Annotated in this window: 26 protein-coding genes; 12 read left to right on the forward strand and 14 right to left on the reverse strand. The window is 68.5% G+C overall.

Features of this window, described 5'->3' with window-relative positions; translation table 11 throughout:
- Window positions 1-2: 2 nt before the first annotated feature.
- The 5 genes from PQS31_RS14125 to PQS31_RS14145 form a co-directional block, all read right to left on the reverse strand.
- Window positions 3-251, reverse strand: a complete 249-nt coding sequence (locus PQS31_RS14125) for an acyl carrier protein (RefSeq protein WP_272763374.1) — start codon at window positions 249-251, stop codon at window positions 3-5.
- A complete protein-coding gene (locus PQS31_RS14130) occupies window positions 248-1,009 on the reverse strand; it encodes a hypothetical protein (RefSeq protein ID WP_272763375.1) in 762 nt (253 codons plus the stop codon). The genes PQS31_RS14125 and PQS31_RS14130 overlap by 4 nt, the downstream gene beginning before the upstream one ends.
- Window positions 1,006-1,977 carry a glycosyltransferase family 2 protein gene (locus PQS31_RS14135; RefSeq protein ID WP_272763377.1) on the reverse strand — a complete coding sequence of 324 codons (972 nt, stop codon included), beginning with the start codon at window positions 1,975-1,977 and terminating at the stop codon, window positions 1,006-1,008. The genes PQS31_RS14130 and PQS31_RS14135 overlap by 4 nt, the downstream gene beginning before the upstream one ends.
- Window positions 1,978-2,207: 230 nt before the next feature.
- Complete coding sequence (locus PQS31_RS14140; RefSeq protein ID WP_272763378.1) at window positions 2,208-3,149, reverse strand: electron transfer flavoprotein subunit alpha/FixB family protein; 942 nt, start codon at window positions 3,147-3,149, stop codon at window positions 2,208-2,210.
- A 67-nt stretch (window positions 3,150-3,216) separates the two neighbouring features.
- A complete protein-coding gene (locus PQS31_RS14145; protein WP_272763379.1) occupies window positions 3,217-3,963 on the reverse strand; it encodes an electron transfer flavoprotein subunit beta/FixA family protein in 747 nt (248 codons plus the stop codon).
- Between the two features lie 211 nt (window positions 3,964-4,174).
- Here PQS31_RS14145 and rfbB point away from each other — a divergent pair, with 211 nt between their 5' ends.
- The 4 genes from rfbB to rfbD are packed head-to-tail and all read left to right on the forward strand — an operon-like array spanning window position 4,175 to window position 7,570.
- Complete coding sequence (gene rfbB / locus PQS31_RS14150; protein ID WP_272763380.1) at window positions 4,175-5,230, forward strand: dTDP-glucose 4,6-dehydratase; 1,056 nt, start codon at window positions 4,175-4,177, stop codon at window positions 5,228-5,230.
- Window positions 5,227-6,114, forward strand: a complete 888-nt coding sequence (gene rfbA, locus PQS31_RS14155) for a glucose-1-phosphate thymidylyltransferase RfbA (RefSeq protein WP_272763381.1) — start codon at window positions 5,227-5,229, stop codon at window positions 6,112-6,114. The genes rfbB and rfbA overlap by 4 nt, the downstream gene beginning before the upstream one ends.
- Window positions 6,111-6,668: a dTDP-4-dehydrorhamnose 3,5-epimerase gene (gene rfbC / locus PQS31_RS14160; protein WP_272763382.1), complete on the forward strand. Its 558-nt coding sequence runs from the start codon at window positions 6,111-6,113 to the stop codon at window positions 6,666-6,668. The genes rfbA and rfbC overlap by 4 nt, the downstream gene beginning before the upstream one ends.
- On the forward strand, window positions 6,665-7,570 hold the full coding sequence (rfbD, locus tag PQS31_RS14165; protein ID WP_272763383.1) for a dTDP-4-dehydrorhamnose reductase: 906 nt from the start codon (window positions 6,665-6,667) through the stop codon (window positions 7,568-7,570). The genes rfbC and rfbD overlap by 4 nt, the downstream gene beginning before the upstream one ends.
- A gap of 69 nt (window positions 7,571-7,639) precedes the next feature.
- Here rfbD and PQS31_RS14170 read toward each other — a convergent pair whose 3' ends face one another.
- Both PQS31_RS14170 and PQS31_RS14175 read right to left on the reverse strand, forming a co-directional pair.
- Complete coding sequence (locus tag PQS31_RS14170; RefSeq protein WP_272763384.1) at window positions 7,640-9,052, reverse strand: mannose-1-phosphate guanylyltransferase/mannose-6-phosphate isomerase; 1,413 nt, start codon at window positions 9,050-9,052, stop codon at window positions 7,640-7,642.
- Between the two features lie 8 nt (window positions 9,053-9,060).
- Window positions 9,061-10,416, reverse strand: coding sequence for a phosphomannomutase (locus tag PQS31_RS14175; RefSeq protein ID WP_272763385.1), 1,356 nt, complete (start codon window positions 10,414-10,416; stop codon window positions 9,061-9,063).
- Between the two features lie 134 nt (window positions 10,417-10,550).
- Between PQS31_RS14175 and PQS31_RS14180 the strand changes: the two genes are divergently transcribed.
- From PQS31_RS14180 to PQS31_RS14190, 3 genes are all read left to right on the forward strand, one after another.
- Window positions 10,551-11,285, forward strand: a complete 735-nt coding sequence (locus PQS31_RS14180; RefSeq protein WP_272763386.1) for a CoA transferase subunit A — start codon at window positions 10,551-10,553, stop codon at window positions 11,283-11,285.
- Window positions 11,285-11,920 carry a CoA transferase subunit B gene (locus tag PQS31_RS14185; RefSeq protein WP_272763387.1) on the forward strand — a complete coding sequence of 212 codons (636 nt, stop codon included), beginning with the start codon at window positions 11,285-11,287 and terminating at the stop codon, window positions 11,918-11,920. Before PQS31_RS14180 ends, PQS31_RS14185 begins: the two co-directional genes overlap by 1 nt.
- Window positions 11,921-12,121: 201 nt before the next feature.
- Window positions 12,122-12,712 (forward strand): alpha-ketoglutarate-dependent dioxygenase AlkB, encoded by a 591-nt coding sequence (locus PQS31_RS14190; protein ID WP_272763431.1) that lies wholly within the window; start codon window positions 12,122-12,124, stop codon window positions 12,710-12,712.
- A gap of 301 nt (window positions 12,713-13,013) precedes the next feature.
- Here the strand turns inward: PQS31_RS14190 and PQS31_RS14195 are convergent, their stop codons facing one another.
- From PQS31_RS14195 to PQS31_RS14210, 4 genes are all read right to left on the reverse strand, one after another.
- On the reverse strand, window positions 13,014-13,679 hold the full coding sequence (locus tag PQS31_RS14195) for an ABC-type transport auxiliary lipoprotein family protein (RefSeq protein WP_272763388.1): 666 nt from the start codon (window positions 13,677-13,679) through the stop codon (window positions 13,014-13,016).
- A complete protein-coding gene (locus tag PQS31_RS14200; RefSeq protein ID WP_272763389.1) occupies window positions 13,676-14,602 on the reverse strand; it encodes an MlaD family protein in 927 nt (308 codons plus the stop codon). The genes PQS31_RS14195 and PQS31_RS14200 overlap by 4 nt, the downstream gene beginning before the upstream one ends.
- Window positions 14,603-14,606: 4 nt before the next feature.
- Window positions 14,607-15,437: an ABC transporter ATP-binding protein gene (locus tag PQS31_RS14205; protein ID WP_272763390.1), complete on the reverse strand. Its 831-nt coding sequence runs from the start codon at window positions 15,435-15,437 to the stop codon at window positions 14,607-14,609.
- Between the two features lie 126 nt (window positions 15,438-15,563).
- Window positions 15,564-16,673 carry an ABC transporter permease gene (locus PQS31_RS14210; RefSeq protein WP_272763391.1) on the reverse strand — a complete coding sequence of 370 codons (1,110 nt, stop codon included), beginning with the start codon at window positions 16,671-16,673 and terminating at the stop codon, window positions 15,564-15,566.
- Window positions 16,674-16,791: 118 nt separating this feature from the next.
- Between PQS31_RS14210 and PQS31_RS14215 the strand changes: the two genes are divergently transcribed.
- A complete protein-coding gene (locus tag PQS31_RS14215; protein WP_272763392.1) occupies window positions 16,792-18,045 on the forward strand; it encodes a threonine/serine exporter family protein in 1,254 nt (417 codons plus the stop codon).
- A gap of 81 nt (window positions 18,046-18,126) precedes the next feature.
- On the opposite strand, the gene PQS31_RS14220 is transcribed toward PQS31_RS14215, so the two are convergent.
- The 3 genes from PQS31_RS14220 to PQS31_RS14230 all read right to left on the reverse strand — a co-directional run bounded on the left by PQS31_RS14220 (window position 18,127) and on the right by PQS31_RS14230 (window position 21,064).
- Window positions 18,127-18,504, reverse strand: coding sequence for an H-NS histone family protein (locus PQS31_RS14220; protein WP_272763393.1), 378 nt, complete (start codon window positions 18,502-18,504; stop codon window positions 18,127-18,129).
- A 179-nt stretch (window positions 18,505-18,683) separates the two neighbouring features.
- Complete coding sequence (locus PQS31_RS14225) at window positions 18,684-20,378, reverse strand: proline--tRNA ligase (protein ID WP_272763394.1); 1,695 nt, start codon at window positions 20,376-20,378, stop codon at window positions 18,684-18,686.
- Between the two features lie 284 nt (window positions 20,379-20,662).
- Window positions 20,663-21,064: a DUF4124 domain-containing protein gene (locus PQS31_RS14230; protein WP_272763395.1), complete on the reverse strand. Its 402-nt coding sequence runs from the start codon at window positions 21,062-21,064 to the stop codon at window positions 20,663-20,665.
- 93 nt (window positions 21,065-21,157) lie between these two features.
- Between PQS31_RS14230 and pssA the strand changes: the two genes are divergently transcribed.
- The 4 genes from pssA (at window position 21,158) to PQS31_RS14250 (ending at window position 23,530) form a co-directional block, all read left to right on the forward strand.
- Entirely contained in the window at window positions 21,158-21,931 is a 774-nt protein-coding gene (pssA, locus tag PQS31_RS14235; RefSeq protein WP_272763396.1) for a CDP-diacylglycerol--serine O-phosphatidyltransferase, read from the forward strand.
- On the forward strand, window positions 21,928-22,176 hold the full coding sequence (locus PQS31_RS14240) for a hypothetical protein (protein WP_272763397.1): 249 nt from the start codon (window positions 21,928-21,930) through the stop codon (window positions 22,174-22,176). The genes pssA and PQS31_RS14240 overlap by 4 nt, the downstream gene beginning before the upstream one ends.
- Window positions 22,177-22,179: 3 nt before the next feature.
- Window positions 22,180-22,677 (forward strand): ribosomal protein S18-alanine N-acetyltransferase, encoded by a 498-nt coding sequence (gene rimI, locus PQS31_RS14245; RefSeq protein WP_272763398.1) that lies wholly within the window; start codon window positions 22,180-22,182, stop codon window positions 22,675-22,677.
- A 70-nt stretch (window positions 22,678-22,747) separates the two neighbouring features.
- A complete protein-coding gene (locus PQS31_RS14250; RefSeq protein WP_272763399.1) occupies window positions 22,748-23,530 on the forward strand; it encodes an NYN domain-containing protein in 783 nt (260 codons plus the stop codon).
- Window positions 23,531-23,608 lie beyond the last annotated feature (78 nt).

Here is a 23,608-nt window from a genome sequence, read left to right on the forward strand (position 1 = left end):
CTTCAGACTTCGGCGCCGTGCTTGCGCAGGATCTCGCGCGCCTTGCCGACAGAGCTCATGTCGATCACGTCGTCCATGTCGATCATCACGCCGAAGGCTTCCTCCAGCGCACCAACGACCGACATGTGTGCGATCGAATCCCACTGCGGGATGGAGTTGTAACGCAGGTCGTCGGTGACCTGTGCCGCGTCGATGCCAAGCACGCGGGCGAACACGGCGGTGACCCGGTCTTCAGGGATTGGGTTGCTCATAGGGACTTCCGGAAACCAGTCAGTGAGGAATTGAATTGAAAGCCCAGCCGGGCATACAGGTTGAGAATGCCGGTGTTGGCAGCCGACACCAGCGTGGTGCAGCTCTGGATGTCGCGGGCGCCAAGGGCTTCCAGTGCGGTCACCCACAGTGGCACCGCGAGCATGGCATAGGGTGCGGCGACGCCGGTCAGCAGCAGTTCGGCGCAACGTTCGGCGGCATGGACGCGTTCTGCATGGAAGCCGATGATGCGTCCGCGCGACTCCGCAGTATAGGCGAGCCCGCCTGCCACCAGATCCTCGACCCAGTTCGCGGTGCGCGCTCGCGCCGCCCGCGTGTCGATTGCCGGATCCTCCAGGAACCGACCGTGGTGGAAATCATCCTGGGCGATACGCCGCAGCGTCGGGATGTCGTCCGCGACGGCGGGCCGGAGCGAGGGCCGCATGCCTTGCGGCACCGCCGGCAGGGTGTGCGCGCTGCTGCGCGATACCGTCAACGAGGTCTCCACGAACCGGAAGTCGCCTGCCGCCAAGGCGGCCCGCAGCAGTTGGTCGTTCGCGTCGACGCGCCCGAAGAGGTAGCGCACGGCCAATGCGCTGGCCCACTGCTCCAGGCCCGCGAGCAGCGCGGCCGCGTCCTGTGCCAGCTCGGCCTCGAAATGCGTGACTTCGGCGGTGACAAAGCCCAGCGCGCGTTCGTCCCACGGGGTCAGCCGTGCATCGAGTCGGCCGCTGCCCTGTCGAAGTGCGCAGCTGGTCATCGGGGTGTCGCCTCGTCGGTCGTCTCGGCGACGATGTAGTACGGGCGCCGCTGCACGTTGCGGAACACCTGCCCCACATACAGCCCCACAACCCCCAGGGAAAACATCATGAGGCCGCCGATCAGCCAGATCGTCGCGATGATCGAGGTAAAGCCCGCGACGCCGACATCGCCGTCCCACCAGCGCCAGACGCTGATCACGACCATGACGAATGCGACGAACGCGCAGAAGATACCGGTGACGGCGACCAGCCGCAGCGGCTTTTCCGAATAGCCTAGGGCGATGTTCATGGCCAGCTGCAACAACCGGCGCAGGGTATAGGACGATTCGCCTTCCGCGCGCTGCTGGTGGCGGACCGGAAGCTTTGCCGTGCGGAATCCGGCCCACCGCACCATGAGGGGGAACGAGCGGTCACGCTCGGGCATCGCGCAGACCGCATCGATGACCTTGCGATGAAAGATGCCGAAGTTCGCCGTGGACGGATCCTGTGGCACGCCGGTCAGCCAGCCCAGCACGGCGAAGAAACCCCATGACGACAGGCGCTTGAGCGGCGAATCCATGCGGTGCACGCGCTGCGCGAAGACGACGTCGATCTGCGCGTCCAGCGCCTTGCGATAGAGGCGGGGAATCTCTTCGGGAACATCCTGCAGGTCGCAGTCCATCACCACCGTCCAGCGACCGCGCGCCTGCTCGATGCCGGCGGAGATTGCCGAATGCTGCCCGAAATTGCGCGACAGGCGCAGGCCCCGCAGCCAGGGGCGATTGGCAGCGAGTTCCTCGATGCGCAGCCAAGCGCCGTCCGGGCTGGCGTCATCCACCAGGATGACTTCGAAGGGAATCTCCAGCGAGGTGACCGCAGTCTGGATCTGGTCAACCAGATCCTCAAGGCAACCCTTGCACCCGTAGACAGGAGCGACCACCGACAGTTCGATGGCAGTCGCGATGGGAGTGGGCAGAGCGGACGTCATGGGTAGGCGGCCTCGGGAGGCGGGCGTAACAGTAACGGATTGGATTATCAGCACGTCAGCCGCGCGATGGTGTCGTGATCGATCGGCAGGCTGCGAAACCTAAGGCAACGCAGATCAAGCCGCCTTCGCTCGTCATTCCCGCTTTCGCGGGAATGACGACTTCTTCAGCGTAGCCCTAAGGCGGTTCTATCCGCCATCATCGCGAGCACTGCCGTCGAGCTGTTCCGCTGTCAGAGCGCCGCTTCCAAATCGGGCAGAACTTGGAAGAGATCACCTACCAACCCGATGTCCGCGATCTCGAAGATCGCCGAGTCCGGATCCTTGTTGATCGCGACGATGGTGCCCGCGTCCTTGATGCCGGTCAGGTGCTGGATCGCGCCGGAAATGCCGATCGCGATGTAGAGCTCCGGCGCGATGATCTTGCCGGTCTGGCCGACCTGCATCTCGTTGGGGACGTAGCCCGCGTCGACCGCGGCGCGCGAGGCGCCCACGGCCGCGCCGAGCTTGTCGGCGAAATCGAAGATGATCTTGAAGTTCTCTTCCGAACCGACACCGCGGCCGCCGGAGACGACGCGCTTGGCGCTCTGCAGGTCGGGGCGGTCGCTGCGGCCGGCGGCGAGGCCGACGAAGCGGGTATGCGTGGGCAGGCTGGCCTGGACGGTGGTCGTCTCGACGGCGGCACTGCCACCGCGGGCAGCTTCCTGCCAGGACGCGGTGCGCACGGTGGCCACGACGACCTGATCGGCGGGCACCTCGACCGTGACGATCGCATTGCCCGCGTAAATCGGACGCTTGAACGCATGCGTGCCTTCGACGGTCATCAGGTCCGAGACCTGGTTGACGCCGAGCAGCGCGGCCACGACGGGCATCAGGTCCTTGCCGAACGTGGTCGACGGCGCGAACACGTGGCTGTAGCCGGATGCGAGCGCCGCGATCTGCGGGCCGAGCACCTGCGCGAGCGCCTGCGCATTGGCGGCATCCGCGACGGCCAGCACCTTTGTCACCCCGGCGATGGTCGCGGCCTCGGTCGCGGCGCCGGCGGGATCGGCCGCGAAGACGGCGACGTGGATGGCCTCGGGCGACAGCGCCTGGGCGGCGGCGACGGTCTTGGCGGTCGCGCTCGCGTTCAGGGCGCCGTCGAGGTGTTCGGCGATGACGAGGACGTTGGACATGGTGGTCTCCTGTACTCCGGCGCGGCCGGACGTCACTGGGCACCCGCGGTCGCGGGCGCAGCGGGGTTCAGAGCAGGCCCTTGGCCTTGAGGGCTGCGACGAGTTCGGCCGCGTCCTTGACCATCACGCCCTTGCCGCGCTTGGTCGGCGCCTCGTACCGGGTGGTCGTGAAGGTGTCGGCCGACTCGACGGCGAGGTCCGCGAACGGGATCGACTCCATCGGCTTGGACTTGGCCTTCATGATGTCGGGCAGCTTGATGAAGCGCGGCTCGTTGAGGCGCAGGTCGGTGGTGACGACGGCCGGCAGGTCGACTTCGAGCGTCTCGAGGCCGGCGTCGACCTCGCGGGTCACGGTGGCCTTCCCGTCCGCGACCTCGAGCTTGCTGGCGAAAGTCGCCTGGGGGCGGCCCCACAGCGTCGCCAGCATCTGGCCGGTCTGGTTCGCGTCGTCGTCGATGGCCTGCTTGCCGAGGATCACCAGGTCCGGCTGTTCCTTCTCGACCAGCTTGAGCAGGGTGCGCGCGGCGGTCAGCGGCTGGATCGCCGCGTCGCAGACCACGTGGATCGCCCGGTTGGCGCCCATGGCCAGCCCGTTGCGGAGGTGAGCCTGGGCGTCGGCAGGCGCGATGGTGGCGACCACGACCTCGGTGGCGACCCCCTTGTCGCGCAGGCGCAGGGCCTCCTCCAGCGCGATTTCGTCGAACGGGTTGGCGGACAGCTTCACGCCGTCGGTCACGACGCCCGAGCCGTCCGGCTTGACCTGGATGCGGACGTTGTAGTCCACCACGCGCTTGTAGGCGACGAGGATCTTCATCGTGCGGAGCTTCCTTGAAACGAGGGGAGCGGCCGACCGGGACTGCCGGGCCGACGCCGAATTCTAGCGGGGGGCGGCGCGGACTGCGAACGGCGCGCGGCGCAGGCTCCCCGAGCGCCATTCATCGTCGACCCGGACCCCGGGCAGGCGACCCGGTATCCTGTCGCACCACATCGTCGCGGTTTGCCCGACATCACAGGAGAAAGTGTCCGTGCCCACATGGCTCGTCACCGGCGGTGCCGGTTTCATCGGCGGCAATTTCGTGCTGGAGGCCGTGCGTCGCGGCGTCCGCGTGATCAACCTTGATGCGTTGACCTACGCCGGCAATCTCCGGACCCTGGCCTCGATCGAATCGGACCCGAACCACGTCTTCGTGCACGGCGATATCGGGGATCGCGCGCTGGTGGCCGGCCTGTTGGCCGAGCACCGGCCCGACGCGGTGCTGAACTTCGCCGCCGAGAGCCACGTCGATCGCTCGATCGACGGGCCGGCGGCGTTCATCGAGACCAACGTGGTCGGCACGCTCGGCCTGCTGGAGTCGGTGCGCGATTACTGGAAGGGGCTGGCCGACGATCGCCGCGACGCGTTCCGCTTCCTGCACGTCTCGACGGACGAGGTCTACGGCACGCTGGGCGAGACCGGCAAGTTCACCGAAACCACGCCGTACGCGCCCAATTCACCGTATTCCGCATCGAAGGCTGCGTCGGACCATCTGGTGCGCGCCTTCCACCACACCTACGGGTTGCCGGTGCTGACCACCAACTGCTCGAACAATTACGGGCCCTACCACTTCCCCGAAAAGCTCATTCCGCTGGTGATCGCCAAGGCGCTGGCCGGCGAGCCGCTGCCCGTTTACGGCGATGGCAAGCAGGTCCGCGACTGGCTGTTCGTGACCGATCACTGCGCGGCGATCCGCACGGTGCTCGAGAAAGGCCGGGTCGGCGAGACCTACAATGTCGGCGGGGATTCGGAGCGCCAGAACATCGAGGTGGTCGAGGCGATCTGTCGCCTGCTCGACGCGCGTCGGCCGCGCGAGGACGGCCAGCCGCGCAGCAGCCAGATCACCTACGTCAAGGATCGCCCCGGCCACGATCGCCGTTACGCGATCGATGCGTCGAAGCTGCAGGGCGAGCTGGGCTGGAAGCCCGAACACACATTCGAAAGTGGTATCGAATACACCGTCGACTGGTATCTCGCCAACCAGGACTGGGTGCAGGGCATTCTCGACGGCAGCTACCGTCTCGAGCGCATGGGAGCCGAGGCATGAGCGCACGCAAAGGCATCATCCTGGCCGGCGGCTCGGGTACGCGGCTGTATCCGATCACCAAGGGCGTCAGCAAGCAGCTGCTGCCGGTCTACGACAAGCCGATGATCTACTACCCGCTCAGCGTGCTGATGCTGGCGGGAATCCGCGAAGTGCTGATCATCAACACCCCGCACGAGCAGGGCCTGTTCCAGGCGCTGCTCGGCGACGGCTCGCAATGGGGTATGGACATCCAGTACGCCGTGCAGCCGAGCCCGGACGGTCTGGCGCAGGCGTATCTGATCGGGCGCGACTTCGTCGGCGGCAAGGCGAGCTGCCTGGTGCTGGGCGACAACATCTTCCACGGCCACGGCCTGACCGACACCCTCAAGCGCGCCGACGCGCGGGCCGACGGCGCGACGGTGTTCGGCTACTGGGTCAATGACCCGGAGCGCTACGGCGTCGCCGAGTTCGATGCGGTCGGCAAGGTCGTCGACATCGCCGAAAAGCCCGAGACGCCGCGTTCGAACTACGCGGTGACCGGCCTGTACTTCTACGATGGGCGCGCCAGCGACTACGCCGCCGAGCTGAAGCCCTCGCCGCGTGGCGAACTGGAGATCACCGATCTCAACCGGCGCTATCTCGAAGACGACGCGCTCTACCTCGAGCAGCTCGGGCGTGGATTCGCCTGGCTCGACACCGGCACCCACCAGTCGCTGCACGAAGCGTCCAACTTCATCCAGACCATCCAGGATCGTCAGGGCCTGCAGGTCTGTTGTCCCGAGGAAATCGCCTACGGCAATGGCTGGATCGATGCGGAACAGCTGTCCGCTCTCGCCAAGCCGCTGTCGAAGAATGGCTACGGCCAGTACCTGATGTCCCTCGTCACGCGTGGAGTGGTGCGTTGAAGCTCATCGAAACCAGATTGCCGGGGGCCGTCGTCATCGAGCCGGCCGTGTTCGGTGACGCGCGCGGCTTCTTCATGGAGACCTGGAATGCCGAGCGTTTCGGCCAGCATGGCCTGCCGACGAAATTCGTGCAGAGCAACGTCTCTTCGTCGGCGAAGAATGTGCTGCGCGGGTTGCATTACCAGTGGCCGCGCCCCCAAGGCAAGCTGGTCAGTGTGTTGCAGGGCGAAGTGCTCGACGTCGCCGTCGACATCCGCCGAGGCTCGCCGACGTTCGGCAAGTGGGAAGGCGTGGTCCTGAGCGAGGCGAACAAGCGCCAGTTCTGGATCCCGGAAGGCTTCGCGCACGGGTTCGCGGTGCTGTCTGACATGGCGGTCTTCAGCTATCTGTGCACCGATGTGTACGTGAAGGAAGCCGACGCCGGCGTGCGCTGGAACGATTCCGCGATCGGTGTCGAGTGGCAAATCGATTCGCCGCTGCTGTCGGACAAGGACACGCATGCGCCGCTGCTGGCCGACATCGCAGAAGACCGGCTGCCGGTACTCGGCGCATGACCATGCTGGTGTTCGGCGCGAACGGGCAGGTCGGCCAGGAGTTGCTGCGCGCGCTCGCGCCGTCAGGCGACGTCGTCGGCACGACCCGCAGCGGCACGCTGGCCGATGGCCGCGACTGCCTGCAGGCCGATTTCGCGGATGCCGAAGCCGTGCTCGCGGTGCTCGATTCGGTGCGACCGTCCATCGTCGTCAATGCCGCGGCCTACACGGCCGTGGATCGTGCCGAAAGCGAGGCGGAGACCGCGTTCGCCGCCAATGCGCACACGCCGGGTGCGATCGCCGGCTGGTGTGCGACGCACGACGTGCCGCTGGTGCATTACTCGACCGATTACGTGTTCGACGGTGCAGGGACGCGTCCCTACCGGCCCGACGACGCCACCGCGCCGCTCGGTGTCTATGGTGCCAGCAAGCTGGCGGGCGAAGAGGCGATTCGTGCAGCGGGCGGACGGCACCTGATCTTCCGCACCGCGTGGGTCTACGCTGCGCACGGTCACAACTTCCTGCGCACGATGCTGCGCGTTGGGGCCGAGCGCGACGTGTTGCGTGTCGTCGCCGACCAGGTCGGCACGCCGACGCCCGCGGCGTTGATCGCCGATGTCACCGCGCAGGCCCTGCGTGGCGACACGGTCACATCCGGTACCTGGCATCTGACGGCGGCCGGCGAAACCAGCTGGCATGGCTTCGCCGAGGCGATCTTCGACGGTGCGGTCGCGCGGGGACTGCTCGCGCGCGCGCCGAAGGTCGAGGCGATCACGACGGCCGACTATCCGACGCCGGCGACGCGTCCCGCCTACTCGAGACTCGATACCAGCTCGCTGGAGCGCGATTTCGGTATTCCGCTTCCGCAGTGGCGTGAGGCACTCGGCGACGTGCTCGATACGCTGGTCGCCGCGCCGCGCTGATCCCGAAACGACGCGATGGAAAGACGGCGCCTGAGGGCGCCGTTTCCGATCGGCCTGCTGACAGGCCGCTCAGGCGCGTCCGTAGGTATCATCGAACCGTACGATGTCGTCCTCGCCCAGATAGCTGCCCGATTGCACCTCGATCAGCTCCAGCGGCACCTTGCCCGGATTGCGCAGCCGGTGGGTCACGCCGAGCGGAATGTAGGTGCTCTGGTTCTCGGCCAGCAGCAGCACGTCATCGCCGCGCGTGACCTCGGCCGTGCCGCTCACCACGATCCAATGCTCGGCCCGATGGTGGTGCATCTGCAGGCTCAATGTGGCACCCGGCTTGACGGTGATGCGCTTGACCTGGAACCGCGGCCCGTTGTCGATCGAGTCGTATGCGCCCCAGGGGCGGTAGACCTTTCGGTGCCAGGCGGCCTGCGGAAGATCGCGCGACTTCAGCTCCGCCACCACCTCCTTGACCTGCTGGACGCGATCGCTGCGGCCGACCAGGATCGCGTCCGGGGTTTCCACGACGATCGTGTCTTCCAGGCCGATCATCGCGATCAGGCGCTCGCCGTAGGCGTAGGTATTACGACAGTCGATCGACACGACCTCGCCGTGGTGGGCGTTGCCGTCAGCGTCCTGTGGCGATACTTCGCGCAGGCTCGCCCACGAGCCGACATCGCTCCAGCCGGCGTCGAGCGGCATCACCACCGCGTCGGTAGTCTTTTCCAAGACGGCGTAGTCGATCGAGTCCGACGGACTGGCGGCGAATGCGGCGGCGTCGAGGCGGGTGAAGTCCACGTCCTGGCGCGCGGCCGACCACGAAGCACGGACTGCGGCCAGTATGGCCGGGGCATGACGTTCGAGCGCCGCGAGATAGGCGTCCGCGCGGAACAGGAACATGCCGCTGTTCCAGAAGTGGTCGCCGGACGCCACATAGGCCTGGGCGCGGGCGAGATCGGGCTTCTCGACGAACGCGGCAACGGGCGCCGGCCCGTCGCCGCCGCCCGGCGCGGCCTTGATGTAGCCGTAGCCGGTCTCCGGGCCGCGCGGGACGACGCCGAAGGTGACCAGCCGGCCGGCCCCGGCGGCGGGCAATGCGGCGCGCACGGTTGCGTGGAACGCGTCGGGCCGCTGCACCACGTGGTCGGACGGCAGCACCAGCAGCACGGCGTCCGGCGCGTCGCGCAGCGCTTCGAGCGCGGCCGCTGCGATCGCCGGCGCGGTGTTGCGGCCGACGGGCTCCAGTACGATCGCGGCCGGTCGCGCGCCGACCTGCTGGAGCTGCTCGGCCACTACGAAGCGGTGCGCCTCGTTGGCGACCACGATCGGTCCGCACTCCCCGGCCAGCGGCGCCGCGCGCTGCCAGGTCGCCTGCAGCATCGTCGCGTCGCCGACCAGGGGCAGGAACTGCTTCGGGTACATTTCGCGCGACAGCGGCCACAGCCGCGTGCCGGAACCACCGGACAGCAGGACGGGGACGATCTTCGACATGGCGAACCTCAGGCGTCGGCCGACAGCAGGGCGGAAACCTCGCGGGTCCGCGCCTCGAGCAGTGCGCGGTCGCCACGGGTCTCGAGATTGAGCCGCAGCAGTGGCTCGGTGTTAGAACTGCGCAGGTTGAAGCGCCAGTCGCCGAAGTCGGCGCTGATCCCGTCGGTGCGGTCGATCGCGGGCGCTTGCGGGGCGTAATGCGCCATCACGCGATCGACCGCCGCCGCCGCATCGACCACGCGGAAGTTGATCTCGCCGCTGCACGGGAACTTCGCGACCCGCTCGGCGACCAGATCGCCCAGGGAGCGCCTGCTGGTGGACACGAGTTCGGCGATCAGCAGCCACGGAATCATTCCGGAATCCGCGTACGCGAACTCGCGGAAATAGTGATGGGCGCTCATCTCGCCGCCGTAGACGGCGTCTTCGGCGCGCATCTTCTCTTTGATGAAGGCATGGCCGCTCTTGCACAGCACCGGCACGCCACCGGCGGCCTCGACCTGCTCGATAGTGTTCCAGACCAGGCGCGGATCGTGGACGACCTTGCCGCCGGGCTGCTTGGCCAGGATCGCCTCGGCCAGCAGGCCCACGAGGTAATAGCCTTCGATGAACGCACCGGTCTCGTCGAAGAAGAAGCAGCGGTCGAAATCGCCGTCCCAGGCGATCCCGAAGTCCGCGCCGTGTTCGCGCACCGCGTCGGCCGTCGCCTGGCGGTTCTCGGGGAGTAGCGGATTGGGGATGCCGTTGGGGAAATTGCCGTCGGCCTCGTGGAACACGCGGACGAACTCGAATGGCAGGTGGGGGGCGAGCAGATCGACGATGGCGCCGGCGCCGCCGTTGCCGGCATTGACCACGAGCTTGAGCGGACGCAGCGCCTTGGCTTCCACATAGCCCAGCAGGTGCTCGATATAGGCCGACTTGTCGGGCGCGGCAGTTTCGGAGCCGGGCGTCGCGACGGGCCCTGGCAGATTGCCGGCCTCGACTGCGTCCGAGATCGCGAACAATCCGGTATCCGAACTGATCGGCCGCGCTTGCTCGCGCACCAGCTTCATGCCGTTGTAGTCCATGGGATTGTGGCTGGCGGTGACCATGACCCCACCCGCCGCACCCAGGTGATCGACCTGGAAGTAAACCTCTTCGGTGCCGCCGACGCCGATGTCGATGACCTCGCGCCCCTGAGTGCGCAGGCCGTCCGACAACGCGGCCTGCAGCTCCGGGCTGCTCAGGCGCACGTCGCGACCCAGCACGATCGCACCCGGCGGCAACTGGCCGGCCAGTGCGATGCCGATGTCGCGGGCGAGGGCGGGGTTGAGCTCATCCGGCACGCGGCCGCGCAGATCGTAGGCCTTGAAGGCGGGCAGGGGCATGGGCGTTCCAGCGATGGGGGAGTCCGATTCTAGCGGTTCGTGTGAAGAGGACCGTGGCGCCACTGCACCTTGGTCCAAAGCCGCGTGCCCGCCCACCCGGTAGAATCGGAGTCCGTTGCGCCAAGAGGATCCCAATGAGCGAGCAGAGCCCCGCCGCCCGACGCGGCAAGCAGTACCCCGATGCCGCGACGGCACTGGCCGACATCGTCGCCGACGGCCAGACCTTCGCGGTCGGCGGCTTCGGCCTGTGCGGCATTCCCGAGGCGCTGATCGCCGCGCTGCGCGATTCGGGCGTCAAGGACATCACGGCGATCTCCAACAACGCCGGTGTGGACGGCTTCGGGCTCGGCCAACTGCTGGAGACGCGGCAGATCCGCAAGATGATTTCGTCCTACGTCGGTGAGAACAAGGAATTCGAGCGCCAGTACCTCGGCGGTGAACTCGAACTCGAGTTCAATCCGCAGGGCACCCTGGCCGAACGTCTGCGCGCCGGCGGGGCCGGCATTCCGGCCTTTTTCACCGCGACCGGCTACGGGACCATCGTCGCCGAGGGCAAGGAGACGCGTGAGTTCGGCGGCAAGCACTACGTGCTGGAAACCGCGCTCACCGCCGACGTCGCGCTGGTGAAGGCATGGAAGGCCGACAAGGCCGGCAACTTGGTGTTCCGCAAGACCGCACGCAACTTCAATCCGGCCTGCGCAATGGCCGGCAGGATCTGCGTGGCCGAGGTCGAGGAACTGGTCGAGATCGGCGACATCGATCCCGACCAGGTGCATCTGCCCGGCATCTACGTCGACCGCATCGTCGTCAATGCGACGCCCGAGAAGCGCATCGAACAGCGCACCGTGAACGCCGGAGGAGCGAACTGATGGCCTGGACCCGCGATGAAATGGCCGCGCGCGCGGCGCGCGAGCTGACAGATGGCGCCTACGTGAACCTCGGCATCGGCCTGCCGACGCTGGTGGCCAACCATATTCCGGACGGCATGGACGTGTGGCTGCAGAGCGAGAATGGCCTGCTCGGCATCGGCCCGTTCCCGACCGAGGACGAGGTCGACGCCGACCTCATCAACGCCGGCAAGCAGACCGTCACCGCGCGCAAGGGCGCGAGCTATTTCGGCAGCCACGATTCGTTCGCGATGATCCGCGGCGGCCACATCGATCTCGCCATCCTCGGCGCGATGCAGGTGACGGCCGACGGCGACCTCGCGAACTGGATGGTGCCCGGCAAGATGGTGAAGGGCATGGGCGGCGCGATGGACCTCGTCGCCGGCGTCAAGCGCGTGGTCGTGCTGATGGAGCACGTCGCGAAGGACGGCAGCCACAAGATCCTGCCCGAGTGCACGCTGCCGCTGACCGGCGTGGGCGTGGTGGATCGGATCATCACGGATCTGGCGGTGTTCGATGTCACGCCGGATGGACTGGTCCTGGTGGAAAGCGCCGACGGCGTGGACCCGGCGGACCTGCAGCGCAATACGGGTGTGCCATTTCGGCATCCGGCTTGAGTGGCAGGTGCTGACGGGTTTCAGGCCACAGCCGCCGGTGTGGCATGTGCACGAGCAGCGTGACGCCCGGCATGCGTCGATTCCGGAGGGCCCGGAGGCCAATGCCTCACGTGGTCGCCATCCGGTGATCGGGGCTGCGAGCGTGAGGTGTACGAGCCCCGCGCGTCCGGTGGGAGTCTGACGATCCCGACACTCGAGTCCATCCTGCTGCCGCACGCCGACCTGCGGTGGAGCTCGGCCTGGCTGCGTGCGGCAGATGCGGACCGTCTGCTCGCGGGTCTGCAGGCCTGCCTGCCCTGGACGCGACATCGCCTGCGCCTGTTCGGCCGCGAGGTCGAGGCACCACGTCTGAGCTGCTGGATCGGCGATCCCGGTGCGAGTTACCGGTATTCGGGTGCGACGTTCGCGCCGCACCCCTGGCCCGATCTCCTTCAACCCGTCCGCGAAGCGGTGTCGGAGGCGGCCGGGGTGCCGTTCAACAGCGTGCTGGCGAACCTCTATCGGGATGGCAACGACGCGATGGGGTGGCACAGCGACGACGAGCGCGAACTGGGGCCGCAGCCGGTGATCGCGTCGCTGAGTCTGGGGGCGACACGCCGTTTCGTGTTCAAGGCGCGGGCCGCCGACGCGGACGGCGACGTGGCCAGGCATGTGCTCGATCTGCCGCACGGCAGTCTGCTGGTGATGGCCGGCGACACCCAGCGCCGGTATCGCCACGCGCTTCCGCGCACGGCGCGGCCGGTGGGGCCGCGCATCAATTTGACGTTTCGGCGCATCCTGCCCCCGCACTGACCGCGGTCATGGCACCTCGGCGGCGTGGAGCGTTCCCCGGCATCGCGTTTCACCGCCATGGTTCCCTGGGCAGCGCTGCGCGAGGGGTGTCAGCTGTACGTCCCCGATGTGTCGTAGCGCCCGCGCAACCGATGCCGTCCAGGCCGTAACGGGGGGCGACATCGCGCCCCCGAGTGGCCGTGCCCGCGAGCGAGAAGGGACACGCCGCCGCGCGGCGCCCATGCGAGGCCCGCGGCCCCGGCTCGCGGGCCTGCAATCGCCGAGGGTGTCGAACTGCAGCGCGCTTCCGCGGACGATCGCCTCAGCGCCGCGCTCCCGGCTGCCCGGCATGCGTCGCCTCGTGCGCATTCCCCACCTCGAGGATCCAGCCCACCATCTCGCCGCTGATCGTCTGCAATGATGCGGTGAACGCGTCGACGACCTGCGCGACCTCGACGCTGCTGGCCGGCTGGGCCGCCAGGAACGTCCGCGAGCCCACCACGGTCTGGTCGATGTTGTGGATCAGCTTGGCGTTGACCTCGATGGTCGCGTCCGGCAGCGGATTGCCTCGGTAGTCGGCCTCGAAGCGGCGCAGGTCGATGACCAGCTTGTAGTCGGCGGTGATGCCGGCGCCCTGGCGGGCGACGGCCGGGATGCGGCCGGAATCTTCCAGCGTGCGCAGCACCGCGTCCTGCAGCATGTCGGTGGGCGTCTTGGCCCAGCTGGCGCCGCGGTAGACCTGCAGTTCGCTCGGCGTCGGCCGCACGGCGATGCGGAAGCTGTCGATCATGCGGGCGGCCGTCGGCGGACTCAGCGTGAGCTGCCAGTCGGCTTGCGGCCACGCGGGATCGGCCGCGACCCGCGGATCGGGTGCGTAGATGGTCGCGCGCTCCCGGTCGCCGCTGCCGCCGAGCAGGGACGCGCAGCCACCCAGCAACGGCAGCAGCAGGCAGGTGGCGAGCAGGCGGCGCATCAGGGACGTGGTCATTCGGGGTCGAACTCCTTGGGCGCGTCGCGACCGAGCAGGTAGCGCGCGGGATTGGCGTCGAGACGGTCGCTGATCCGGCGCAGGTCGCGCACCAGCGAACGCAGTTCGCCGAGCGTGGGGCCGAGCTGCGACAGGCCGTCGTTGGCGAAACTGCTGATCGCCGCACGGTTTTCGTTGAGGATGGTGTCGGCGCCGCCGGCGGCCGAATCCATGCGCGCCAGCGTGCTCTCGAGATTCGCCACCAGGCCGGGCAGCTTCTGCACCAGTTCGCGGTCGAAGCTGGTCATGGCCCGGTTGGTCGTGGTCAGCGTCTGCTCCAGCTGCTCACTGGCGCTGCGTGCGTTGACGATGATCGCCGCCAGATCCTCGCGCTGCCCGGCGACCGAGCCGGTCATGCCCTCGATGTTCTCGAGCGTGTTGGCGATGCGTGCGACGTTCTCCTCGCTCAGCACCTTGTCGAGCCGCTCGACGAGGCGGTTCGCGGTATCGGAGATGTTCTGCAGCGCGGACGCCTCGGTCTGGATCACCGGCACCTGGTCGCGATCGACCGACGTGAGCAGCGGCGCCTCGGGCGAGCCGCCGGTGAGCTGGATGATCGGCGAGCCGGTCAGGCTGGTCATCGACATGCGGGCGCGGGTGTCGGTCTTGACCGGCGCGTTGGCCTGGATGCGCAGCCGGGCGATCACCTGGCGCGGGTCCTCCGGAGCGAGCTGCAGGTTGTCCACCGTGCCCACGGCGATGCCGTTGTACTGGACGCTGCTGCCCTCGCTCAGGCCGGTGACCGGCTCGCGGAAGATCACGTCGAACTCGTTCCAGCTGCGGTCGGACGAATACTTGGCCGCCCACAGCGCGAAGCCGAGCAGGGCGAGCGAAGCGATCAGCGTGAACGCGCCGATCAGGACGTAGTTGGCTCTGGTTTCCATGGTGCTAGTCGGCTCCCGGGCCCGCGGCCCTGGCATCGCGTGCGGCACGGCCGCGCGGGCCGTGGAAATACTCCTGGATCCAGGGATGGTCGAACCGCTCGATCTCTTCCACCGGAGCGACCGCGACGACCCGCTTGTCGGCCAGGACCGCGATGCGGTCACAGATAGCGTACAGAGTGTCGAGATCGTGTGTGATCAGGAACACGGTCAGGCCGAGCGCCTCTTGCAGCGTGCGGATCAGGCGGTCGAAGGCCGCGGCGCCGATCGGATCGAGGCCGGCCGTGGGTTCGTCGAGAAACAGCAGCGGCGGGTCCAGCGCCAGCGCGCGCGCCAGGCCGGCCCGCTTGCGCATGCCGCCCGAGAGCTGGGACGGAAACTTGTCCAGCGCATCGGCCGGCAGGCCGGCGAGCTTGATCTTCAGCAGTGCCAGTTCGTAGCGCAGCGAATCGCGCAGATCGGGATGGTGCTCCTTCAGAGGGACCTGCACGTTCTCGCCGACGGTCAGCGACGAGAACAGGGCGCCGTCCTGGAACAGCACGCCGGTATTGCGCTCGATATGGCGCCGGTCTTCGGCATCGCGCGACAGCGCATCGGCGCCCAGCACCTCGATGCTGCCGCCCTGCGGCGGTCGCAGGCCGAGGATCGCGCGCATCAGCACCGACTTGCCGGTGCCCGACCCCCCGACGACCCCCAGGATCTCCCCGCGACGCACGTCGAGATCGAGCCCGTCGTGGACCGTCTGTTCGCCGAACCGGGTGACGAGGCCGCGGACGCGGATGGCCACGTCGCCGGAGGCGACGTCGGGATCCGGGATTCGGGAGTCGGGATTCGACACAGCCTGACCGTCCCGCGGAACGGGCCCGTCGTCGTGCGGCTGCTTGGTCGAATCACCAATCACGAATCACCAATCACGTTGTCCAAATCCCAAATCCCAAATCCCAAATCCCGAATCCCGGCCCCACTACCACCCCACGTGCATGAACCAGATCGCCGCGAACGCGTCGACCACGATCACCAGCGAGATCGTCTGCACCACGCTGGAGGTGGTGCGCTCGCCGAGCGACTGCGCCGTGCCCTGGACCTGCAGGCCTTCGAGACAGCCGATCAGCGCGATGATCAACGCGAAGATCGGCGCCTTGGACATGCCGACCAGAAAGTGGCGCAGCTCCATCTGCTCGTGCATGCGCGCGAGATACGCCTGCGGCGGAATGTCGAGGCTGAAGGCGCCGACGCTGAGGCCGCCGGTCAGGCCCGCGACCATCGCGATGAAGGTCAGCAGCGGCAGCATCACCAGCAGCGCGAGCACGCGCGGGATCACCAGCAGATCGATCGGGTCGAGGCCGAGCGTGCGGATCGCGTCGACCTCCTCGCGGCCCACCATCGCGCCGATCTGCGCGGTGAAGGCGCTCGCGGTGCGGCCGGCCAGCAGGATCGCGGTCAGCAGCACGCCGAACTCGCGCAGGAACGCGATCGAGACCAGCTCGACCACGAAGATGGTCGCGCCGAAATCGGCGAGCACGGTCGAGCCCAGGAACGCGATCACCGCGCCCACCATGAAGGCGAGCAGGGCGACGAGCGGCACGGCGTCGAGGCCGACCTGCTCCATGTGGTGCACGGTCGAGGTCACCCGCAGGCGGCGCGGCGCCGTCGCCAGCCGGCCCAGCTTGACCAGGGTCTCGCCGAGGAAGCTCACCAGCGCGACGATTTCGCGGCCGTTGTCGTGCATCCGGTAACCGAGCCGGCCGAGCGCCGCGGCGACACCGTATTCGCGCTTCTTCTTCGGTCGGTCGTCGGCGACATCCTCGATCGCTTCGACCAGGGTGTGGTGATCGTCGCGGAACTCGAAGCCGCCGAAGTCGAGCTCGCGCTTGTGCGCGTAGCGCATCAGCTGCAGTACGCCCAGCGAATCCAGGCGGTCGACGCCGCGCGCGTCGACGTCCCGCACCGCGCCGTCGACGCCGCGCAGCACCTCGTCGATGTCGCCGGCATGCTCGAGCGTCCAGTGTCCGCGCAGCCGCAGGCAACCGCCTTCGACGTCGGCGCTGGGCATCGCGTGGGACGGGGCGGTCATTCGGGCGGGACGATCGGTTGCGCGGATGAATTGGCGGAGGATACCGAAACCGGGTGTGAGTCCGTGCATCACGTCGCGGCCCTACCGGAGCGGACGAGCGGCGTGCGATCCTGTCGCGATGTCCCAGCCCGCCTCGCTCACGTCCGCGAATTACGCCGTACGCATCGCCTTCGTGGTCGAGCTGGCCGAGCATCTGCACGCCTACGGGACGACCGCCCAGCGTCTCGAGGGCGCAGTGATCGCGGTGACCCAGCGCCTCGGACTGGACTGCGAGCCCTGGGTGAATCCCACCGGCATGATCCTGTCCTTCAGCGATCCGCTGCGGCCGCCGGGCGACAGCGACACGACCCGCGTGATCCGCATGCCACCCGGCGATGTCGATCTGTACAAGCTGTGCGAGACCGACCGCATCACCAGCCAGGTGATGGCCGGCGAAATGGACATCGCCGAAGGGCATGCCGCCCTGCGCGCGCTCGATGCCCGGCAACCGCGGGCGCTGGGCAAGGCGCTGCAGGTGCTCGGCTTCGCGATGGTCGCCGTCGGCGTCGCCGGCCTGTGGCGCCTGCCGTGGGCCGATATCGCCACCGCCGGCACGATCGGCCTGCTGATCGGCCTGCTGGATCTGGCCACCCGCGACGGGTCACGGTTGAAGGAGGCGGGCGAGGCGATCGCCGGCATGCTCGCCGGCGCGGTGGCGATCGCCGTCTCCGCGTTTCTGGTGCCACTCAACCTCAACACCGTGATCATCGCCTCGCTGATCGTGATGCTGCCCGGCATGGCCCTGACCAACGCCATGAACGAGCTGACCAGCCAGCATCTGGTGTCGGGCACGGCGCGCTTCGCCGGCGCCATCACGACGGTCCTCAAGCTGACCATCGGCACGATCATCGCGCTGGCCTTGGCCCAGCTGGTCGGTATCTCGCCCAACGTGCGCGCGCTGCGACCGCAGCCGGACTGGGTGGAGTGGGCCGCGCTGCTGGTCGCGTCGGCCTCGTTCGCGATCCTGTTCCGCGCCGCCCGCCGCGACGTGCTGCTGGTGATGGCGGCGGCGGCGTCGGGCTACCTGATCTCGCGCTGGGTGGGCAATGCCCTGGGGGCCAATGTCGGGCTGTTCGTCGCGGCGCTCGTGGTCACCGCCGCGGGGAACGGCTATGCCCGTTGGGCCGATCGTCCGGGTGCGGTGATCCGGGTGCCCGGGATCATCATGCTGGTCCCGGGCAGCAACAGCCTGCGCGGGCTGATGACCCTGGTGCAGCAGCAGAGCGTCGAGGCCGGGCAGGAAGCCGCCCTGCTGGTGATGAATATCGTGCTCGCACTGATCGCGGGCCTGCTGTTCGGCAACGTGGTGCTGCCGGCGCGCAAGAATCTCTGAGCGTGCGGCACGTCCCACCGGGACATGCAAAAGGCGCCACGTGGGCGCCTTTTGCAGATAAAACCGATGGTTCCCGATCGCTTACTTGATCAGGAATTCTTCGATTTTCTTGCCCTTCTTGATCTGCGCGGCCAGCCACAGCGGCTGCTTGCCACGGCCGGTCCAGGTCTCGGCCTTGTTGGCCGGATTGCGGTACTTCGGCGGCACCTTGCCGAGCTTGCGGCCCTTGGTGGGGCTGCTGCGGGTGGCGGACGTGGTCGCCCGGGTCGCGGCGCCGGCACCACCGCCCGCGCCGAACAGTTCGGCCACGCTGTAGCCCTCGGCCGCCGCCAGCTCGGTGAGCTTCTTGCGCACCGAGGTGATCGGCTTGCGCTTCTTCAGCGTGGTCTTGCGCTGCTTGGCCTGCGCGATCAGCGCATCGAGCTGCTGCGGGGAAAATGCATCGAGATCAAACGCCATTGTGTGTCGACTCCGGCTGGATTATCGGGAAATACCAGTCCATGGCATGGCGCGCATCATAATCGCGATAAATGCGTTTCACAAATGCCGCGCGGCCGCAGCCGGCCCGCGGTGTGCAGGCCGGGTGAAACTCCAGAGGGAATTCCAGCTGCGGGCCGGCCCACGGCCCGCACGCGATCTCAGTGTTTGAGGCGCAGAAACAGCGATTCGCGATCGAGATTTTCCGAATCGCTCCCGGTGCGCGCGCGATATTCGTAGGTGCCCGCGCTCAGGCCGCGCGCGGAGACGACCACGCGATGCGGAATGCCGATCAACTCGATGTCGGCGAACATCGAGCCGGGGCGCAGGCCGCGATCGTCGAGCACAGTTTCGAAACCGGCCGCCTGCAGCTCGCGGTAGAGCGCATCCGCCGCCTCGGCCACGTGGGCCTCGTTCTTCGGGTTGATCACGCACACCGCGACCTGCCACGGCGCCATCGCGGCCGGCCAGACGATGCCGGCGGCGTCGTGGTTCTGCTCGATCGCCGCGGCGACGATGCGCGACACGCCGATGCCGTAGCAGCCCATGTAGGGCACGACCGCCTTGCCGTCCGCGTCCAGCACTTTGAAATCCATGGCCTCGGCATATTTCCGGCCCAGCTGGAAGACGTGCCCGACCTCGATGCCACGCACGAGTTTCAGTTCGCCGCCATCTTCGGCGCGATCGCCTGCGACCACGTCGCGGATATCGGCGACGACGTCCGGCTCGGGCAGGTCGCGGCCCCAGTTGACGCCGGCCAGGTGATAGCCGGCGGCATTCGCGCCGAAGACGATGTCGGCCATCGCCGCGACCTCGCGGTCGGCGATGACGCGGATCGGCGCGACCGGCGCGACCGGGCCGAGAAACCCGGGCTCGCTGCCGAGAAACTGGCCGATTTCCGCCTCGCTGGCCATGCGGTAGTCGGCCAGGCCCTCGACCTTCGCAAGCTTGATCGGATTCACCGCGTGGTCGCCGCGGACCAGGGCCAGCACGAAGGCGTCGCCGGCCATCAGCGCCACCGACTTGGCCGTGCGCGCCAGCGGGATCTGCAGCAGCGCGGCGACGTCTTCGCAGGTTTTCTGCGTCGGCGTCTCGACCCGGCGCATCGTCTCCGTCGGCGCGGGGCGCGGTGCGGGTTCGGCGGCGCGTGCGGTTTCCACGTTCGCCGCGTAGTCCGAGCCGGTGGAGAACGCGATGGCGTCCTCGCCCGAGTCGGCCAGCACGTGGAATTCCTGCGAGGCGTCGCCGCCGATCGCGCCGGAATCGGCCTGCACCGCGCGGAAATCCAGGCCCAGACGGGTGAAGATGCGGGTGTAGGCCGCGTGCATGGCCTGGTAGGAGCCGGCCATCGACGCCGCGTCGATGTCGAACGAATAGGCGTCCTTCATCAGGAACTCGCGCGAGCGCATGACGCCGAAGCGCGGGCGGATCTCGTCGCGGAACTTGGTCTGGATCTGGTAGAAATTCACCGGCAGCTGCTTGTAGCTGGCGAGTTCGGCGCGCGCGAAATCGGTGATGACTTCCTCGTGCGTGGGGCCGTAGCAGTACCAGGCGTCCTTGCGGTCCTTGATCTTGAGCAACTGGCCGCCGAACTTCTCCCAGCGTCCGGTTTCCTCCCACAGTTCGCGCGGCTGCACCGACGGCATCAGCAGTTCGATCGCGCCGGCGGCGTTCATCTCGTCGCGCACGATGCCCTCGACCTTGCGCAGCACGCGCAGGCCCAGCGGCGACCAGGTGTAGATGCCGGCAGCGAGCTTGCGCAGCATGCCCGCCTTGAGCATCAGCTTGTGGCTGACGACCTCGGCATCGGCGGGGGTTTCCTTTTCGGTGCGGAGATGGAACTGCGACAGGCGCATCGGCGGCATCTGCTCGGGACTGGGCCGCGCATTGTGCCACGCAGCACCGGCCGGACCGGGCCACTGCCGGCGGCGGTCACGGAGGCGGGACGCGCGTCAGCGCGGCCGTCCCGTGCGGCGATGGCGGCGCCTGTCTCGCGACGCAACCCGGAGCGCGATGATCCGACGACGGCACGCCGGGTTCGCTTCGACGGCGCGGATGCAGATCGGGCGAGCCGCGGTCGTGCAGGGGATCGAACCCGGCAGGGCGGCGCCGTCGGCCGCGCCGGCGCTAGTGACGCGGCTCAGCGGCAGTATGCGCGAACGGCGGCCTGGGCCAGTTCGAGCTGGCTGCGGCGACCGTCGGCGTCGAGTTCACGCGGCGTACCGTCGGCGCCGAGCTGCTGCACCGGTGCATCCCCCTGGAGGGCGGCGATGTTGGCGCGTGCCACCTCGCACTGGCTGGTGTCGCTGGTGGACGCGGCCGGTGCGGCGGCGGCCGTCGGCGTCGAGACCGGGGCCGGCGTCGCCGTCGGCGCATCGTTGCGGATGCCGCGCACTTCGAAGCGCGTGCCGGCGGGCGGCGGCGTCTGCGAGTAGTGGGTGACACCGCGGGCGTCCTTCCAGCTGTAGACCTCGCCGGCGGTGAGCGGCGGTGCGGCAGCGGCCAGCAGCGCAAGAAGAGCAAGGGCGTCGATGCGGCGCATGGCGAGGTCCGGGCAGGGCGGGCAGGAGCGGCGATTGCAGCACTCCGGCGCGGGCGGCGCAACCTCGGGTTCGGCGGCGCTACACTCGGCGGCATGAGCGAACCCAATCCCATGCCGCGCCGCGGGCGCGGCATCTACCTGCTGCCCAACCTGTTCACCACCGGCGGCCTGTTCGCCGGCTTCTTCGCGATCATCGCCGCGTCGCAGGGGCGGTTCACCGCCGCGTGCATCGCGATCTTCGTGGCCGGGATCCTCGACGGCATCGACGGCCGCGTGGCGCGCCTGACCAATACCCAGAGCGAATTCGGCGTGCAGTACGACTCGCTGGCCGACCTGATCAGTTTCGGCATGGCGCCCGCGCTGGTGATGTATCACTGGTCGCTGATGGGCATGCGGGTCGACGGCCCGACCCTGGGCAAGATCGGCTGGCTCGGCGCCTTCCTGTATGCCGCATGCGCGGCGCTGCGCCTGGCGCGGTTCAACAGCCAGGTGGCCACGGTCGACAAGCGGTATTTCGTCGGTCTCGCCAGCCCGGCGGCGGCGGGCCTGATGGCGAGTTTCGTGTGGACCTGCCACGAGCTCGGCCTCAATGGCCACGAGCTCCGCTTCGCGGCGCTGGGGGTGACCATCGTCGCGGCCTTGCTGATGGTCAGCCGGCTGCGCTACACCAGCTTCAAGGGCAGCGGGACCGGACCCCGCTCGGATCGCGTGCCGTTCGTGGCCCTCGTGATCGCGGTGGGCATCCTGATCGCCCTGTGGGTGGATCCGCCCAAGACGCTGCTGGCCACCGCGGTGCTCTATGCGCTGTCCGGCCCGGTGCTGTGGCTGATGCGGCGGCGCCCCGGCGCGGCGGATCCCGTGCCGTGAGCTGGGACGGCGTACAGATCGCCGCGCTCGAGGCGCTGGGCCACGTGCGCTACCGGGTCGAGGTGCCCGGGCAGACGCTGCCCGACGACGCCCTGCTCGATGCCCTGCTTCGCGCATCCGGCCGAAGCCGTGATGCCGACGACGCCTACGCGCTGTACCGGAGCTTCGGCGCCCTGGACGGCCTGCGCCGGGCCGAGGCCAAGCGCGCGCTGTGGCCGCGCCTGCGCCGTCTGCGTGCGCGCTGAACGATGCGTCAGCGCGCCTACCGGCCCGGTCTCGATTCCGTCGCGGTCGCCTTGCGACCGATGCGTGCGGGCGACCTCGATGCGGTGATGACCGTCGAGCGGCGTGCCTATCCGTTTCCGTGGACCCGCGGCATCTTCGACGACTGCCTGCGTGCCGGATACCCGGCCTGGGTGCTGCACGGCGCGGACGGCCTGCTGGGCTACGGCGTGCTGAGCATCGCCGCCGGCGAGGCGCACGTGTTGAACGTGTGCGTGGACCCGGCCCGCCAGGGACAGGGCCTGGGCCGGCACCTGTTCCGGGCGCTGATCGACGAGGCGATCCGTCACGGCGCCGTGCGGGTATTTCTCGAAGTGCGTCCGTCGAATCCCGCCGCGATCGCGCTCTACCACGACGAAGGCTTCAACGAGATCGGCCGTCGGCCCCGCTATTACCCCGCGCACGACGGGCGCGAGGACGCGATCGTGATGGCGCGCGAGCTCGCGATGCCCGACTGGGGCTGACGGGCCGCGGCGGCACGTCCACGCCGGGCCTCTTAGACTGGCGCGCATCCCACCGCACGACGGAGCCGGCATGAGTGACGCCCGCCACGACACCGAGACGCGCATCGCGCTGCTGATCGACGCCGACAATGCGCCGGCCGCCAAGATCGACGTGATCCTGGCCGAGATCGCGCGTCACGGCGTGGCCAACGTGCGCCGCGCCTATGGCAACTGGAAGAGCCAGCATCTCGCGGGCTGGGAGAAGGTGCTGCACGAATACGCGATCCGGCCGATCCAGCAGTTCGCCTACAGCACCGGCAAGAACGCCTCCGACATGGCGATGGTCATCGACGCCATGGACCTGATGTATGCGCGCAATCTCGACGGCTTCGCGATCGTGTCGAGCGATGCGGATTTCACACCGCTGGTGATGCGCCTGCGCAACGACGGCTACAGCGTCTACGGCTTCGGCCAGGAGAAGACACCGGCCCCGTTCGTCAAGGCCTGTTCGACCTTCCTGTATCTGGAGAAACTGCGCGCGCTCGGCGAGACGGAAAACGGCGGCGCGGCCACGCCCAGGACGACGGGCGAACTGCAGGGTGACCGCGAGTTGCTGCAGTTGCTGCGCAACGCCGTCGCCGCCGAAGCCGACGACGACGGCTGGAGCCACCTGGGCGTGGTCGGTACCCACCTGCGCAACCAGGGCTCGTTCGACGCGCGCAATTACGGGTATCGCAACCTCAGTGCGCTGATCGAGGCCACCGGACTGTTCGAGGTCCGCCGCGACGGCCAGGCGGTGGAGATTCGCGAGGCCCCGAAGCCGGCGCCCCGCGCCACGCGTGCGAAAGGCCGGCGCCCGCGCGCTTCGGCCTGAACCGAAGCTGCTCTCAGCCGCGTCCGAACAGCCACGCCCCGCGAAAGACCTTTCCCCGAGCGCGTGAACCTGCTCGCA

The organism is Luteimonas sp. BLCC-B24 (assembly GCF_028550595.1).
Classification (GTDB): domain Bacteria; phylum Pseudomonadota; class Gammaproteobacteria; order Xanthomonadales; family Xanthomonadaceae; genus Luteimonas.